Origin of the sequence: Pseudomonas sp. dw_358 (assembly GCF_018449655.1) — a bacterium.
In the GTDB taxonomy this organism is placed as follows: domain Bacteria; phylum Pseudomonadota; class Gammaproteobacteria; order Pseudomonadales; family Pseudomonadaceae; genus Aquipseudomonas.
This window is the reverse complement of record NZ_JAAVUX010000021.1, coordinates 18206-33772: the sequence shown is the minus strand read 5'-3', so window position 1 is coordinate 33772 and position 15567 is coordinate 18206. Positions and strand designations below refer to the sequence as shown.

Sequence of the window (15567 nt, the reverse complement as noted above, 5' to 3'; positions counted from 1 at the left end):
GGAAACCTCATGAAATACACGCGTCTGGGCCGTTCCGGCCTGCAAGTGTCCCGCCTGTGCCTGGGCTGCATGACCTACGCGCCACCCGAGCGCAGCGGTTACAGCTGGTCGTTGAACGAGGAGCAGAGCCGGCCGTTCATACGTCAGGCGCTGGAGCTGGGCATCAACTTCTTCGACACCGCCAATGCCTACGCCAAAGGCGCCAGTGAAGAAGTACTGGGCCGCGCTCTGAAGGACTTCGCCCGCCGCGACGAAGTGGTCATCACCAGCAAGGTCTACAACCCCATGCGCCCCGGCCCCAATGGCGGCGGGCTGTCGCGCAAGGTGATCATGCACGAGATCGACCAGAGCCTGACGCGCCTGGGCACCGATTACATCGATCTGTACCAGATCCACCGTTGGGACTACGAGACGCCACTGGAAGAAACCCTGGAGGCGCTGCATGACCTGGTGAAGATGGGCAAGGTTCGTTACCTGGGCGCTTCGTCGATGTTTGCCTGGCAGCTGTGCAAGGCCCTGCACGTGGCCGAGCGCAACGGCTGGACCCGCTTCATTGCCATGCAGAACCACCTCAACCTGTTGTACCGCGAGGAAGAGCGCGAAATGCTCGGCCTGTGCCTGGCGGAAGGGGTTGGCGTGACCCCCTGGAGCCCACTGGCCCGCGGGCGCCTGACCCGGCCGGTGGACGCCGGCAGCGAGCGCAGCGGCAGTGACGCCTACGCGCGCACCTTGTATGACGCCACCGAGGCCGCCGACCGTCGGGTCATCGAGGCGGTGACCCGGGTCGCCACCCAGCGCGGCACGCCCCAGGCGCAGGTGGCCATGGCCTGGCTGCTGCAAAAGCAGCCGGTGGCCTCGCCGGTCATGGGCGCCACCCGAGTCGAGCACTTGCAAGATGCCGTGGCGGCGCTGGAGATCAGCCTCGACGCCGAGGAGATCCGCCAACTGGAAGCCCCTTATGTGCCCCACGCCGTCGTCGGATTTGCCTGACGCTGTCGTTTGTCTGCCTTTAATCATCTACACGAGCGAGCTGCCATGAAAAGCGCCCAAGAAGTTGCTGACCTGGAAAAATCCCTGCGCGAAAAAGGCGTGGAATACTGCATTGGCGCCTACGTGGACATCCACGGCGTGCCCAAGGGCAAAGTCGTGCCCATCGGCCACCTCAAGCAGATGGCCAAGGGCTCGGAGCGCTACACCGGCTACGCCCTCGATGGCCTCGGTCAGGACCCTCACGAAGACGAGATCACCTCGGTGCCCGACCTGGACGCCATCGTGCAGCTGCCATGGGAACCGAAGATTGCCTGGATGCCGGCGGACAACGCCTTCAAGGGCCAGCCCTATCCCTTGAGTACCCGCGTGGCCCTGAAAAACGTCCTGGCCCAGGCGGCCGAGATGGGCTACGGCATGAACCTGGGCATCGAGTGCGAAATCTACCTGCTGCGCCGCGAGGCCGATGGCAGCCTCGGCGTGCCGGATGCCGACAACAAGTTGCTCAAGCCCTGCTATGACGTGCAAGGCTTCGTCAACCAGTTCGCCTGGTTGGACAAGGTCTCCAGCACCATCAACAAGCTGGGCTGGGACCTGTACTCGCTGGACCACGAGGACGGCAACTCCCAGTACGAGTTCGACTTCAACTACGCCGACGCGCTGACCATGTGCGACCGCTTCGTGTTCTTCCGCTTCATGGCCAAGCACTACGCCAGCGAGCAGGGCCTGGTGGCGACCATGATGCCCAAGCCGTTTGCCGACAAGACCGGCACCGGCGCGCATTTCAACATGTCGCTCTACGACCTGGAAACCGGGGCCAATGCCTTTGAATGCGACCCCAAGGACGACCCGCGCGGGCTGGGCCTGACCGAAACCGGCTATCACTTCATCGGCGGCATCCTCAAGCACGGTCGGGCCCTGTGTGCGGCCTTTGCGCCGACCGTCAACAGCTACAAGCGCCTGGTACGCCAGGGCGCCGGGGGTAATTTCTCCTGGGCGCCAGTGTTCAACTCTTATGGTTCCAACAACCGCACCAACTCGGTCCGGGTCCCGGCGGGTGGCGGGCGCTGCGAGTCGCGCAACGCCGACGGTGCGGTCAATCCCTACCTGGCGGCGACCCTGGCCCTGGCGGCGGGCCTTGAAGGCGTGCGGCTGAAAATCGACCCGCGCGAGCCCAACGAAGACAACCTCTATGCCATGAGCGAAGCCGAGAGGGCGGACCGCGGTATCGAGTTCCTGCCGCAGAACCTGCCGGAAGCGATCAAGGCTTTCGCCGATGACCCGTTGGTGGAGAAGACCCTGGGCAAGGCCCTGCGCGACGAGTTCATCCGCTACAAGACCAAGGAATGGGAAACCTATCACCGCACCATCAGCGCCTGGGAGATCGAGCAGTACAGCACGATATTCTAAGCAAGCTACCTATCTTAGATCGAAAAGGAATTGGCGCTCGGCCTCGTCCTTTGCCTACAGTTCGCGATTAACTTGTTGATGGAGCACGCAATGGAGTTTCGAACACTGGGCAAGACCGACATCAAGGTCAGCGCCATTGCCCTGGGCACCATGACCTGGGGGGAGCAGAACACCCAGGCCGAAGCTTTCGAGCAGATTCGGGCGGCCAAGGCAGCGCAGGTGAACTTCCTCGACACCGCCGAGATGTACCCGGTGCCGCCACGGGGCGAGACCTACACCAAGACCGAAACGATCATCGGCGAGTACTTCAGGAAGTACAGCGACCGAGCCGATTGGGTGCTGGCCAGCAAGGTCGCCGGCCCTGGGCGCATGGACCACATCCGCGACGGCAACCCGCGTCTGGATCGCAAGAACATCACGGCTGCCCTTGAGGCCAGCCTCAAGCGCCTGAACACCGATTACCTGGACCTTTACCAACTCCACTGGCCGGATCGCAAGACCAACTTCTTTGGCGTGCTGGGTTATCAGCACCACGCCGATGACGTGGCCACCGACATCGAAGAAACCCTCGGCGTGCTGGCTGACCTGGTCAAGGCGGGCAAGATCCGCCATTTCGGCCTGTCCAACGAAACGCCGTGGGGCACTTCACGTTTCCTGCACCTGGCCGAAACCCTCGGGCTGCCCCGTGCGGTGTCAATCCAGAACCCCTACAACCTGCTCAACCGTACGTTCGAGATTGGCTTGTCGGAAATCGCCATTCGCGAGCAGATCGGCTTGCTGGCCTACTCGCCACTGGCGTTCGGCGTGCTGGCGGGCAAATACCTCAATGGCGCGCGCCCTGCAGACGGTCGTCTGACCCTGTTCGAACGCTTCCAGCGTTATAACAGCCCGGAGTCGGACCGTGCGGCGGCGGCCTATGTGGCGCTGGCGCAAGAACACGACCTGGATCCGGCGCAGATGGCGCTGGCGTATGTCACCAGCCGTCCGTTCGTGACCAGCAACATCATCGGGGCCACTACGTTGGCGCAGTTGCACAGCAACTTGGGCAGCGTCGACGTGGTGCTGTCGGATGCGGTGCTGGAGGGGATCGAGGCGATTCACAAGAGCCAGCCAAACCCGGCGCCTTGAGGCACTGGTTTCAACCGTCTGACGGCCATCGAGGTTGCCCGCGGTGACCGTTACGCGGAGCCCGGTTATTTGCCCCGAGCCGGCACCACATCCTTCACCGTCCCGTTCGGGATGTTGACCAACAGGTATTTGTCCTGAATCTTCACCCACTGCTGATCTTCGGTAGGCATGGCCAACTTGTGCTTCTTCCAATCCCCGACCGCCAGCTCCTTGCGCTTGTACTGGTCCGGCACCTTGTCGCCTTTCTTGATGTCATGCAGCCCGACCCCCGGGGCGTCGACGGTCACGCTGCTGTCGTCGGCGAAGACGGACAGGGTGGTGGTGCCCAACAGGGCCACCAGGCTCAGGCAGGCGGCGGATTTTCGAATGGACATGTCTCTCTCCTTGATCTGGAACGCCGGCTTTTTTGAGTGAAAAAAGCTGCCGGCTCACTACAGTCGACCTGCTCGAGGGCAAATAGTTGAATGGGTGCACGGTTGCCTGCAATTTCATGCTGGCACCGTGGACATAGCGCCATTGCGCCCCTAAGCTCGACGCTTTTATCTCGGCGAGCGAGTGGACGTTCATGCATACGGTGCTGGCGGTGGTACTGCCTATTTTCGCGTTGATCCTCGTCGGCTACCTGTGCCGCAAGACCAACCGTCTCGGAGAGAAGGCCGCGTCGGAAATCAACCGCATGGTGGTCTGGCTGTGCCTGCCGGCGTTGTTGTTCAAAGTCACCGCCACGGCCACCTGGGCGCAGATCTGGCAACCGGGCTTTGTCCTCGCTTTCGGCGCCGGCTGCATGCTGGTGTTCTTCGCCACCCTGGCCTGGCGCCTGAGCCAGCGCCACAGTCTGGTGGAAGCGAGCCTTGATGGCCTGAGCGCCGCCTATGCCAATACCGGCTACATCGGCATTCCCCTGTGCCTGCTCGTGTTCGGCCAGTCGGGCCTGGAGCCGGCGCTGATCTCGTCGCTGATCGTGGTCTGCGTGCTGTTTGCCGTGGCCGTGGTGTGCATCGAGGTCGGCCTGCAACAGGAGAAACACCTCGGCCGCGCGGTATTGACCGTGCTGCGGGCGCTGGCGAAAAACCCGCTGGTGGTGTCGCCGATCATCGGCGCGGGCTGGGCCATGACCGGCCTGGGCCTGGCCACCCCCGTGCTGCACTTTCTCGACATGCTGGCCGCGGCGACCACGCCTTGCGCGCTGATTTCCCTGGGGCTGTTCCTGGCCCAGGAGCAGCAGGGCCGCAAGACGGGTGCCTGGCCGTTGGTGGTGATCAAGCTGGTGGGCCAGCCGCTGGTGACCGGCGTGCTGGCGTTCAAGGTGCTGCACCTGCCGACCCTCTGGGCGCAGTCGGCCTTGCTGCTCAGTGCACTGCCCACCGGCACCGGGCCGTTCATGCTGGCCGAATACTACGAGCGCGAGGCGGGCGTGGTCTCGCGCAGCATCCTGCTGTCGACCTTGTGCTCGCTGGTGACGCTAGGCGTTTGTCTTTACTGGCTGGGTATCTGACCCTCAGGCAGCCCACTCATGACGCTGAGCTTCAATCAGCGTCAACGCCGCATCCCAACCCAGCTGGATCAAGCCGATTTCGTCATCGGCTTCGAACTGCTGCGCAGTGAACTCGCACGTCTCGGCCTCCGGAAAAATCAGCTCGACGCCGCCGGCCAGCGCCTGCACCTGAGCCTGGCAGGCCCGCTCAAGCAAAAAGATCGTCTGGAACGCCTCGGCGGCGCTGCCACCGGCGGCCAGCAGGCCGTGGTTGCACAGAATCATTGCGCTGTGGGTGCCAAGATCGGCCACCAGTTGCTCGCGCTCATCCAGGCACAAGGCAATCCCCTGATAGCGGTGGTAGCCGATGCGGTTGTAGAACTTGAGCGCGTGTTGGCTGATGGGCAACAACCCCCTGGCCTGGGCCGACACGGCAATCCCGGCGGCGGTGTGGGTGTGAATCACGCAATGCAGGTCTGGCCGCGCGGCATGAATCGCCGAATGGATGACAAACCCGGCCTGGTTGACCCGGTGATTCGGAAAGTGGCGATCCACCACGTTGCCGTCGCTGTCGATGCGCACCAGATCACTGGCCTTCATGTGCTCGAACAGAGTTCCGTAACGATTGATCAGGAACGTACCGTCCTCAAGGCGCAGGGAGATGTGCGTGTCGATCAGGTCGGTCATGCGAAAGTGCGCAAGCAGGCGGTACAGCGCGGCCAGGTCACAGCGCGCCTGCCACTCGGCGGGAGAAATATCGAGAGGGTCGTCGGTGGGCATCAGGGGCGGGCTCAGGAATGGGTGGGGCCATTGTCACGATTCGACCATTGGCTGGCAAGGCAAGCGCGATGGGCCTTTCAGCCGGCTTTTATACGGCGGGCTGCCGCTCCCTGACCGGCGCAGGCGAACGGCGAACAGATGCATTTTTTTCTTCGCCTGAAGATTCTGTCATTCATTAATGTTGTTATAACATAACACTCAAGGTAGCATGCGGGCCTGCTGTCGACTGCCTCAGGCCATGACCATGACTCCTCGCTCCATCGCTTCTTCAATGCTTGCCCGTTCCGCTCTGCATCGCGTGCTGCTGGCCGTTGCCGCGCTGGCCCTGTTGTGGGTTGCCGTGGCCTGGGCGGTGGCAATTCCATGAGTGCTGCCATCGAGCTGTCCAACCTCACCGTCACCTATGAACGGCGCGCAGCGGTGCACCACATCAGTGGGCGTTTTGCCGCTGGCAGCCTGACGGCCATTGTCGGGCCCAACGGGGCGGGCAAGTCGACGCTGATCAAGGCGTTGGTGGGGGTGATGAAGCCCGCCGAAGGCCGGGTGGATCTGGGCCAGGTCAGTTCGCGCACCATCGGCTATCTGCCGCAGGCGGCCGAGATCGATCGCAGTTTTCCCTTGAGCGTGGCCGACACGGTGGCCATGGGCGCCTGGGGGCAGATCGGCGCGTTGTTCGGGGTGACCCGGCGTCAGGCCGAGCGCAGTCTTGAAGCCCTGGCCGCTGTGGGGCTGGACGGCTTTGCCGAGCGCAGTATCGGTTCGCTGTCTTCCGGCCAGTTGCAGCGCGTGCTGTTTGCCCGGCTGCTGATGCAGGACGCCAAGGTCATCGTGCTGGACGAGCCGTTCACTGCCATCGACGCCCGCACCACCGAAGACCTGCTCAGACTGGTAAACACCTGGCACCAACAGGGCCGCACGGTGATTGCCGTGCTGCACGACCTCGACCAAGTCCGCCAACACTTCCCGCAGACGCTGTTGATGGCCCGCAGCACCATCGCCTGGGGAGAGACCGCCACGGTGCTGACCAAGGACAACCTGCGCCGCGCGCGCAACATGGCCGAGTCCTGGAGCCCTGATTCACTGGCCTGCGACTCACCGGCTGCCGAGGTGGACCTGTGATTCTGTACACCGCATTGATCGAGCCCTTCGTCGAGTTCGGCTTCATGCGCCGGGCGCTGGTCGCTTGTCTGGCCCTGGGGCTGGGTTCTGGCCCGGTGGGTGTGCTGCTGATGCTGCGGCGCATGAGCCTGGTGGGCGATGCCATGAGCCATGCCGTTTTGCCCGGAGCAGCAGTGGGCTTTCTGTTTGGCGGCTTGTCCCTGCCGGCCATGGGCTTTGGTGGCCTGGTGGCAGGGCTGGCGGTGGCGCTGCTGGCCGGGCTGGTGAGCCGCCTCACCGCGCTGCGTGAGGATGCCAGCTTTGCCAGTTTCTACCTGACGTCCCTGGCAGCCGGGGTGATGATCGTCTCGCTGCACGGCTCCAACGTCGACCTGCTACACGTACTGTTCGGCACCATTCTGGCCATCGACGCCGACGCTATCCGGCTGGTGGCAGGCATTGCTTCCTTCACCCTGGTACTGCTGGCGCTGATCTATCGGCCGCTGGTCATGGAGTGCTTCGACCCTGGTTTTCTGCGTGCGGTGGGCGGGCGTGGCTCGTTGTACCACGTGCTGTTCCTGCTGCTGGTGGTGCTCAACCTGGTCTCCGGCTTTCAGGCCCTCGGTACGCTGATGGCCGTCGGCATGATGATGCTGCCGGCCACCGCCGCGCGGTTCTGGGCGACGTCGTTGAGTGCGCTGATGCTGATCTCGACCTTGATCGCCACGCTCTCGGGCTTCATCGGGCTGATCGTGTCTTATCACCTGGGCGTGGCCTCGGGCCCGGCCATTGTGCTGTCGGCCAGTGCCTTTTATGCCTTTTCGGTGCTGTTCGGGCGCACCGGCATTCTGCGTCGCCTGCTTCCTCAACCCCACCTGTCGAACTGAAGGTCCAGCATGAAAAAGCCGCTGTTTTTGTCTGCACTCACCGCAATCGCCTTGTCGTTCGGCGCGACAGCCCAGGCGAAACCGCTGCAAACCGTGGCGTCCTTCACGGTCATTGCCGACATGGTCAAGGTGGTCGGCGGCGACCACGTTCAGGTCACCTCGCTGATCGGCCCCAACGGCGACCCCCATGTCTACGAGCCGACTCCGGCCGATGCCCAGGCCCTGCATAACGCCGACATCGCCTTCGTCAGCGGCCTGCATCTGGAGGGCTGGATGGACCGGCTGATCAAGGCGTCGGGCTACGCCGGCACGCCGGTGGTGCTGTCCCGGGGCATCAAGACCCGTGGCATGGAGGAGGACGGCGAGCACATCATCGACCCTCACGCCTGGAACAGCGCCGCCAACGGCGTGATCTACGTGCGCAACATCGTCGCGGCACTGGACAAGGCCGACCCGCAGAACGCCGCCGACTACGACCGCAACGCCAAGGCCTACATCGAGCAGCTGCAGGGGCTGGACGCCTATGCCCGGGCCCATGTGGAGGCGGTGCCGGCGGCCCAGCGCAAGGTGCTGACCTCCCATGACGCTTTTGGTTATTTCGGCGATGCCTACGGCGTCAGCTTTATCTCGCCACTGGGCTTCTCGACCGAGAACGAGCCCTCGGCGGCTGATGTCGCGACACTGATCCGGCAGATCAAGCAGGAGCGCATCAGTGCCTACTTTTTCGAGAACTCCGGTGACCCGCGTCTGGTCAAGCAGATCGCTGCGGCCAGCGGTGCGCAGCCCGGTGGCGAGCTGTATGTGGAGGCCCTGAGCCCGGCCGACGGCCCCGCGTCGACCTACGCCACGATGTTCCGTTACAACGTCGACCAGCTGGTGGCAGCGATGAAGCACCCGCTGCCCGCGCGATGAAATAATTGCTCAGGCACCGGTCTTGAGCGAGCCCGGGGTTGCCGGTCTTTTGTCGACGGACGTAGGATGTCCCTCTCGACTGCCTCGCAACGAAAGGGACCTCGCAATGCCCACCACTAACCACGCCACCACCTCTGTCTACGTCTCCAGCACGGCGGACGGCCTGATCAGTCACTATCGGCTGGATGAGCAGACCGGCGAGCTGACCCTGGTGACCACCGTGGCGGCGGGCGATCAGTCCTCGCCCATGGCTGTGAGCCCTGATCACAGTTCCCTCTACGTCGCCTTGCGCGGGCAAGCGCCGCGCTCGGTGCGGTTCTCCATCGAACCGGGCACCGGTGTCTTGACCCACCGCAGTGAAACAGCGCTGCCAGGGGGCATGGCCTACCTGTCCATCGACCGCGCCGGCGAGTTTTTACTGGGGGCGTCATACGGCGATGATCTGGTCAGTGTGCAGCGCATCAACCCCGACCACAGCGTCGAAGCCGTACCTGCCTGCGTGCTCAAGACCGGGCTGCATGCCCATTCGGTGCGTACCGACAACAGCAACCGCTTCGTTTATGTCGGCGAGCTGGGCACCGGCCATGTGTTGCAGCAGCGCCTGCACGCCAGCGGTGAATTGAGTGCCATCGACGGTGGCAAGATTGCGGCGCCGCTGGACAGCGGCCCTCGCCACCTGGCATTTTCGCCCAACGGCCGATTCCTCTATGTGGTGGGCGAGACCGACGGTTCGGTCACCACCTTTTCCATCGACCCTGACACCGGCGCACTGGCGCAGGTCGACCATCTGGTGGGGGTGCCCGCCAGCCTCGACCTGGCCCAGGGCGTGGTGCGCGACGCGCGCAACAACGACGGCAAGGACGACCCGACGCCACGCATCTGGGCGGCTGACCTGAAGATCAGTCCCGATGGTACGTTGTTGTACTTCAGCGAACGCACCAGCAGTTCGGTCTCGGCGTTGAGTGTTGACCCGGACACCGGGGCCTTGACCTTCCTGGGCAATTATCCGGTGCAGGAAAAGCAGCCGCGCAACATTGCCTTCTCGGCCAACGGTCGCTGGTTGCTGGTGACAGGGGAGAAGAGTGCGGTGTTCGCCAGTTATGACATCGACCCGGAGGACGGCAGCCTGACCCGCACCGGCGAAGCGCCAGCCGGGAAGAATCAGGTGTGGATCGAGGTGGTGCGGGTGTAGTGGTTGGGTACCTGACCTGCACTCGGGGGGCGCTGTGGGAGACGACCCTTGAGCCGGGTTTCTGGAGGCCGGCTTCAATGGCCCTCCACCCACCGACGAACTCGATTATCTGCGCCAGGCGCTGGATCTTGAGCGCGCCGAACGCTACATCGTTCGCCATTGGCCATTCCCGGATCAAAAGACGTTCACAGAGCAAGTGGTGTATTGGGAACTGTTGGGTTGAAGATTGTTGACCCCACCGTGTTGCCAAAACCTTCGCGGGTGTAACGCGCGAAGCCCGCGATCGGCTCACCTGCTGGATCGGGGTGAAATTCATCGCGGGCTTGGCACGCTACCACGGGGTTGCCTGGGCCTTAGCGCCCTTGCCAATGCCCCGGCACCCACAGCCATTCGCCGCGCTCAGGCGCCCAGCGGTAGTGGCCGGCGACCCAGTGGTAATTCGGCGCGGGCATGACCGGCACCACTTCTACCGGCGGCGGCGGTGGTGGCCGGCGATGGTGCACCGGCTCGACGACGCAACCCGACAACGAAGCGACCAGCAGGGTCGCCAAAACGGTGGTCTTGAATATTCCAGGCACTGCAGTTTCCTCTCTGAGGGTCTTGGTTCAGTTTTGTGCTTGCGTTTGCAGCGGGACCTTGCCCAGGTGCAGGGCGCTGGCCAGTTTCAGGCGGTCTTGCGGTTCCAGCGTGCTGGCAAATTGCGCCAGCGTGGTGTCTACCCGTGCCCGTAGCGCGATGTCGGCCTGCCGCGCATCGGCCAGGTCCTTGTCCAGCGCCTCGCGGTCGAGATTGGGCGATTGCAGTTGGCGTACCACGTCCTGCCGGGCCTGGCGCCCGGCGAGAATCAGCGGCTGATTCTCGCGGCGGGCCTCGCGCAACAGATGCCGCAACTCATGGCTGCGCGGCTCCGGCAGTTGCACCAACGCGCCATGCAGGCCTTTGAGGCGTGGCATCTCCAGGGCGCGGTTGTGGCTATGCCACTCGTAGAGTCCGCCGGCGACAGCGCACGCCAGAAAGGCGTTGAACAGCAGCGACACACCCAGCAGAGTCTTGTAGCGCGTGGCCGATGGCATCATTGTTCGGCCTCCTCGGGGTCAGTGCCGTAGATCATTTCCAGATCGCTGTGATCGAACACACTGGGCAGCGCTTCGTTGTCGCCGCTGGGCGTCAAGGGCATGCTCAGGGACACCAGCAACATGCCGGTGGCCAGACCTGCCAGGCCCGCGCCGAGCAAGCCGGCCCGCGACAGCCAGCCGCTGTAGCTGCTCCAGAACGATACGCGCGGTGCCGGCGCACTGGCGATGATGGTGCGTGCCAGGGCTGGATCGGCAACGGGCAGCTGATAACTGTCCAGTTGGCCGTCCAGCCAACTGGCGCGCTGCCAGGTCGCCAGCAATTGCCCGTCGCCGGCGTCCAGCAGGCGCCTGGCGGCCTCTCGCTCGGCATCGGGCCAGCGTTGCAGATTGGCGCCATAGGCGTCGGCCAGTTGGGCGAATCGTTCTGGCGTCATCTCAGTTCCCTCCCATGGATCGCTGGGCCCTGTGCATCGGCCAGCAGATTGCGTAGATTGCGCCGGGCCCGCGACAGCAGGCTTTCCAGCGCATCGACACTGATCTCCATCAGCGCCGCCGCTTCGATGTTCGATAACTCCTGGTAGTACTGCAGCACGATCGCCTCGCGTTGACGGTCCGGCAGTGCCGCCAGGGCGGCCGCCATGCGCTCGCTCATGGCGCTCGCTTCCAATTGTTCTACCGGCGAAGGTCGGGTATCGACCAGTTCGCCCGCTTCTTCATCCTCCAGCGCTATCAGGGGCTTGCGTCCGCGCAGGCGGTCGTAGCACAGGTTCAGCACGACCCGGTGCAACCAGGTATCGAACCTGGCCGGGCCGGCGCGCCAGCTGGCAGCGTGTTTCCAAATCTTTAAAAAGCTTTCCTGCGCCACATCCTTGGCTTCATCGGCGTCGCCCAGCAGGCGACCGGCCAGTGCGAGCAGTCTTGGCAATTTGCGTGAAACCATTTCCCTGACGGCTGCTGCCTCGTGGGTGCCGATACGGGCCAACAACTCGATGTCCGGATCAGTGTCTTTCAATATGGCGTTTCCAGGTACGGTGGCAGAACTTCAGCCAAGGATCGGCCGAGGGGCGGTTTGTATCAAGCGTTGTATAGACCGCCGCCCGGCCAATTGTTCAACGTGCCCAGTGACCTTCTTTCCAGAACCAGTTCGGCCCGCGCGCTACCCAGTGGCCGGGCATCCAGCGGCCCTCACGCATCGGTTGCCAGTGGCCGGGAACCCAGCCATAGCCACGGCCTTCCCATTGCCAGTGGCCTGGGTCCCAGGCAAAGCCGGGGCGCCCACCGGGGACCATCTCGGCGCGCATCGGCGGCGGCGGTGGCTGGTGGAAGCCGTCGGCCTGGGCCACGGACGGGAGACTCGCCAACGAAGCGAGCGCGAACGGAACGATCAGCGCGTAGCGAAGTTTGGCCAGGTGGCGTGCAAGTGTCATGACTACTCCTCAGGCGGCGGTCGACAGTGACCGTAGCTGACGAGTTGAACGGAGCGGGGCGGGAGGATCCGTCGCGGTATTTCAAAATATTTTCGTTTGTGTCGAAGGCAGACGGCTGAAAATAAATATCTCGAACCCCGCGACGGATTTGTTCGCGCCGCTGCGTTCAAGTCAGTGCAGATACATAACCTGAGAGGTCCACCTTCATGCTTCGTCGTCTTTCGCTGTTGATCGTCTCCGCTGTACTGATCTCGAGCCTCAGCGGTTGCATCATCCTGCCGGGCCACCATGACCATTGCTGCTGGCGCTACGGCTACCAGCGCTGACCGTCAGGCGCGGGCCATGAGGCCGCGCTGAACCTGCCACACCAGATAGCCCGCTACCAGCGTGGTGGCGACCAGGATGTAACCCACCACGTCAAAGTGCTGCAATTTGCCATCTGCGCCGATCATCACGATATGCCCGGCCACCAGTGACGCTACCCCGCCCGACAACTGCTGAATCGCCGAACTCACCGCATTGAATGCCCCGCGCCGGGCAGGCGCCGGCACGCCCACCACCAGGGCCTGGAAGGGAATCAGCCGGGAAAAGATCCCCACGAACAACACGGCGTTGACCGCGACCACCCACGGCAGGGACACGTTGGACAGGTGCGTGTAGATCGTCACCATGACAATTGTCAGAAAGCTGCCGAGGAAAAACACCGGCAGCTTGCCGTAGGCGTCGCTGGCACGGCCGATCAACGGGCCGGTGACGATGGTGCACAGGCCGGTCATGAGGTAGACCGTGGGCAGGCTGGCCAGGGCGATACCCAGATTGTTCACGGTAAAGGCGCTGCTGAAGGGCATCAGCATGAACCCGCCGGTGGTGAGCAGCGCCGTGGCGGCGAACGCGGCCCAGTGCTGGCGGGTGGTCAGGGTGGTGAGCAGGTGGCGAAAAGCGCTGTGTTCCTGGGGGATCTTCAGGTGTTCGGCCACCGGGCGCATCATTAGCGCAATCAACAACCCACCCGCCGCGCCGATGGCCGCCAGCACCAGAAAGGGCATGTGCCATGAACCATGGTTGGCCAGGTACAGCCCGACCGGCAGGCCCAGCACCTGGCTGGCGGCAAAGGCCGTCTGGATCACCCCCATCACCCGCCCGCGCTGGTGGGCAGCAAAGAGGTCGGCAGCGATGGCGAGCACAATCGAGCCGATCACCCCGGCAAACACCCCGGTGATGATTCGCGCCAGCAGCAACCCTTCAAAGCTGTCGGCCAGCCCGCACCACAAGGTCCCGACCACGAAGCCCGAATAGAAAAACAGCAGCAGCTTCTTGCGGTCGAAGCGGTCGGCAAAGCCTGCCGTGAGCAGGCCGCAGATCCCGGCGCTGAAGGCGTAGGCACTGACCACCAGGCCGAACTGGCGGGCCGACATGTGCAACGCCGGCATGATCATCGCGCCCAGCGGCGCCATCAGCATGAAGTCGATGATCAGGGCAAATTGCAGGGTGGCCAGCAGCGCCACGACGAACTTCTGATAGCGGGTAAAGGCGGGCAGGGCGGAGGCTTCGGCGGTCATCAAGGGGCTCGGAGCGGCAGGGCGGATCGAGCATCATGTTGCAAACAAGGGGCATTTAGAACCCTCTGTGCCATAAATACTCGTCCGTGATGCCTCTCCCACAGGGTTGGAGCGCCAGGCCGAGGTCAAGGCACCGTCAGAATGATCGGTGCCCCGTCGCGGGCTTCGCGAACGCCTGCGCGGGTCAGCTGAGTGAAACCTTCCCCGCCACCTTCTTCTCCTTGTAGGGAAAGAATTGATCATTGCGCAGCGCCAGCTCGATATCTTCCAGGCTGCGACCGCGGGTCTCCGGCACGCAGAGGTAGATGAACACCAGCGACACCAGCGAAATCCCGGTGTACAGCCACAGGGTGTAAGCAATCCCCAGCCAGGTCACCAGGCTCAGGGTGGTCAAGGTCACCAGCAGGTCGAAGAACCAGTGGCTGAAGGCCCCCACGCTGGCGCCCTTGCCGCGCACGAACAGCGGGTAGACCTCGGCGTTGATCAGCCAGATGCACACGCCGAAACCGCCGCAGTTGAGCATCAGGTAAGCCGCCAGGCACGCCACTACCAGCCAGCGGCCGGCATCGGTGGTCGGGCCGCCACCCATGAACAGATAGCCCATCAAGGCCAGGGCGATGATGGAGCCGGGGATCATCCACAGCAGATAGCGACGACGCCCGTAGCGGTCCACCAGCACGCTGCCGACCATGGTCATGACCACGATCAGCAAGGTGCTGCAACCGGTGGCCAGCACCGCCATCTGATCGGAAAAACCGGCTTGGGTGAGGATGGTCGGTGCGTAGTAGATCAGCGCGTTGTTGCCGGTGATCTGCGAGAACATCGAGATGCTCGCGCCGACGATCAGCGCCGGGCGGATCCAGGGTTTGGCCAGATCTCGCCACTCGCCCTCGGGCTGCTTGAGGGAAATGCTCTTGATTTCTTCGATTTCGGCCTGGGCCAGCGCGTCGGTCTGGCGCACCTGGCGCAGCACGTCGAAGGCATCCTTCTCACGGCCTTTGACCACCAGCCAGCGCGGGCTTTCCGGCAGCACGAACATGCCCAGCAGCAGGATCACTGCCGGGATCACCCCGAGGGCGAACATGATGCGCCAGTGGTCACCCAGGCCGAAGCCGGTGAAGTAGGCCACGGTGATGCCGAACACCACCATGAACTGGAACAGTACCACCAGTTTGCCCCGGTGGGCGGGCGGCGCCACTTCGGCGATGTACACCGGAATGATCTGCGTCGCACTGCCGGCGCTGAGGCCCAGCAAAAAGCGCGAGAAGATCAGCACCGGTACGCTGGGGGACAGCGAGGACATCAAGGAGCCGACCGCAAAGACCAGGCCGACCATGATGATCGCCCGGCGCCGGCCGAAGCGGTCGGAGATCGGGCCGCTGCCCAGGCAACCGAACAGGGCGCCGAAAATGATCCCGCCGGTGACCAGCTGCTTGAGGGTGTCGTCGAGGGCAAACTGGCGCCCCAGGCCGAGCAGGGCGACGCCGATGACACCGGTGTCGTAGCCGAACAGCAGGCCGCCAAGGGCGGCGATCACGGCGATCCAGATGACCAGTCCGGGCCGCCGTTGGACCTCTTGGGTAAGGGTGTGGGTTGAGTCCATGAGTTGCTCCAGATCGTCCTGCAGGGGTAATGTC

At 63.7% G+C, this 15567-nt stretch carries 18 protein-coding genes; 9 read left to right on the top strand and 9 right to left on the bottom strand.

Going from position 1 to position 15567, the window contains the following annotated elements:
• Window positions 1-9: 9 nt before the first annotated feature.
• The 3 genes from HB675_RS22865 (at window position 10) to HB675_RS22855 (ending at window position 3525) form a co-directional block, all read left to right on the top strand.
• Window positions 10-990, top strand: coding sequence for an aldo/keto reductase (locus tag HB675_RS22865; protein ID WP_213881430.1), 981 nt, complete (start codon window positions 10-12; stop codon window positions 988-990).
• 45 nt (window positions 991-1035) lie between these two features.
• Complete coding sequence (gene glnT, locus HB675_RS22860) at window positions 1036-2397, top strand: type III glutamate--ammonia ligase (RefSeq protein ID WP_213881429.1); 1362 nt, start codon at window positions 1036-1038, stop codon at window positions 2395-2397.
• Between the two features lie 90 nt (window positions 2398-2487).
• The gene (locus HB675_RS22855) at window positions 2488-3525 is read left to right on the top strand and encodes an NADP(H)-dependent aldo-keto reductase (protein WP_213881428.1); all 1038 of its coding nucleotides are present in this window, start codon (window positions 2488-2490) and stop codon (window positions 3523-3525) included.
• Window positions 3526-3590: 65 nt separating this feature from the next.
• On the opposite strand, the gene HB675_RS22850 is transcribed toward HB675_RS22855, so the two are convergent.
• The gene (locus HB675_RS22850; RefSeq protein WP_213881427.1) at window positions 3591-3899 is read right to left on the bottom strand and encodes an RcnB family protein; all 309 of its coding nucleotides are present in this window, start codon (window positions 3897-3899) and stop codon (window positions 3591-3593) included.
• Window positions 3900-4090: 191 nt separating this feature from the next.
• Between HB675_RS22850 and HB675_RS22845 the strand changes: the two genes are divergently transcribed.
• On the top strand, window positions 4091-5020 hold the full coding sequence (locus HB675_RS22845) for an AEC family transporter (protein ID WP_213881426.1): 930 nt from the start codon (window positions 4091-4093) through the stop codon (window positions 5018-5020).
• Between the two features lie 3 nt (window positions 5021-5023).
• Here HB675_RS22845 and HB675_RS22840 read toward each other — a convergent pair whose 3' ends face one another.
• Window positions 5024-5779 carry a class II aldolase/adducin family protein gene (locus tag HB675_RS22840; protein WP_213881425.1) on the bottom strand — a complete coding sequence of 252 codons (756 nt, stop codon included), beginning with the start codon at window positions 5777-5779 and terminating at the stop codon, window positions 5024-5026.
• A gap of 244 nt (window positions 5780-6023) precedes the next feature.
• On the opposite strand from HB675_RS22840, the gene HB675_RS26030 reads away from it, so the two are divergent.
• From HB675_RS26030 to HB675_RS22820, 5 genes are all read left to right on the top strand, one after another.
• On the top strand, window positions 6024-6146 hold the full coding sequence (locus HB675_RS26030) for a hypothetical protein (protein ID WP_256737658.1): 123 nt from the start codon (window positions 6024-6026) through the stop codon (window positions 6144-6146).
• Complete coding sequence (locus HB675_RS22835) at window positions 6143-6898, top strand: ABC transporter ATP-binding protein (RefSeq protein ID WP_213881424.1); 756 nt, start codon at window positions 6143-6145, stop codon at window positions 6896-6898. The genes HB675_RS26030 and HB675_RS22835 overlap by 4 nt, the downstream gene beginning before the upstream one ends.
• Window positions 6895-7764: a metal ABC transporter permease gene (locus HB675_RS22830; RefSeq protein ID WP_213881423.1), complete on the top strand. Its 870-nt coding sequence runs from the start codon at window positions 6895-6897 to the stop codon at window positions 7762-7764. Before HB675_RS22835 ends, HB675_RS22830 begins: the two co-directional genes overlap by 4 nt.
• A gap of 9 nt (window positions 7765-7773) precedes the next feature.
• Complete coding sequence (locus HB675_RS22825) at window positions 7774-8676, top strand: metal ABC transporter substrate-binding protein (RefSeq protein WP_213881422.1); 903 nt, start codon at window positions 7774-7776, stop codon at window positions 8674-8676.
• A gap of 106 nt (window positions 8677-8782) precedes the next feature.
• Window positions 8783-9868, top strand: a complete 1086-nt coding sequence (locus tag HB675_RS22820) for a beta-propeller fold lactonase family protein (protein ID WP_213881421.1) — start codon at window positions 8783-8785, stop codon at window positions 9866-9868.
• A gap of 353 nt (window positions 9869-10221) precedes the next feature.
• On the opposite strand, the gene HB675_RS22815 is transcribed toward HB675_RS22820, so the two are convergent.
• The 7 genes from HB675_RS22815 to HB675_RS22785 form a co-directional block, all read right to left on the bottom strand.
• Window positions 10222-10446, bottom strand: a complete 225-nt coding sequence (locus HB675_RS22815) for a YXWGXW repeat-containing protein (protein ID WP_213881420.1) — start codon at window positions 10444-10446, stop codon at window positions 10222-10224.
• Between the two features lie 27 nt (window positions 10447-10473).
• Window positions 10474-10944, bottom strand: coding sequence for a periplasmic heavy metal sensor (locus HB675_RS22810; RefSeq protein WP_213881419.1), 471 nt, complete (start codon window positions 10942-10944; stop codon window positions 10474-10476).
• Window positions 10941-11378, bottom strand: coding sequence for a hypothetical protein (locus HB675_RS22805; RefSeq protein WP_213881418.1), 438 nt, complete (start codon window positions 11376-11378; stop codon window positions 10941-10943). Before HB675_RS22805 ends, HB675_RS22810 begins: the two co-directional genes overlap by 4 nt.
• A complete protein-coding gene (locus HB675_RS22800) occupies window positions 11375-11956 on the bottom strand; it encodes an RNA polymerase sigma factor (protein WP_213881417.1) in 582 nt (193 codons plus the stop codon). The genes HB675_RS22805 and HB675_RS22800 overlap by 4 nt, the downstream gene beginning before the upstream one ends.
• Before the next feature lie 97 nt (window positions 11957-12053).
• Window positions 12054-12371, bottom strand: a complete 318-nt coding sequence (locus tag HB675_RS22795; protein ID WP_213881416.1) for a YXWGXW repeat-containing protein — start codon at window positions 12369-12371, stop codon at window positions 12054-12056.
• Window positions 12372-12700: 329 nt separating this feature from the next.
• Entirely contained in the window at window positions 12701-13930 is a 1230-nt protein-coding gene (locus HB675_RS22790; RefSeq protein WP_213881415.1) for an MFS transporter, read from the bottom strand.
• 184 nt (window positions 13931-14114) lie between these two features.
• A complete protein-coding gene (locus HB675_RS22785) occupies window positions 14115-15533 on the bottom strand; it encodes a sugar porter family MFS transporter (protein ID WP_213881414.1) in 1419 nt (472 codons plus the stop codon).
• Between the last annotated feature and the right edge of the window lie 34 nt (window positions 15534-15567).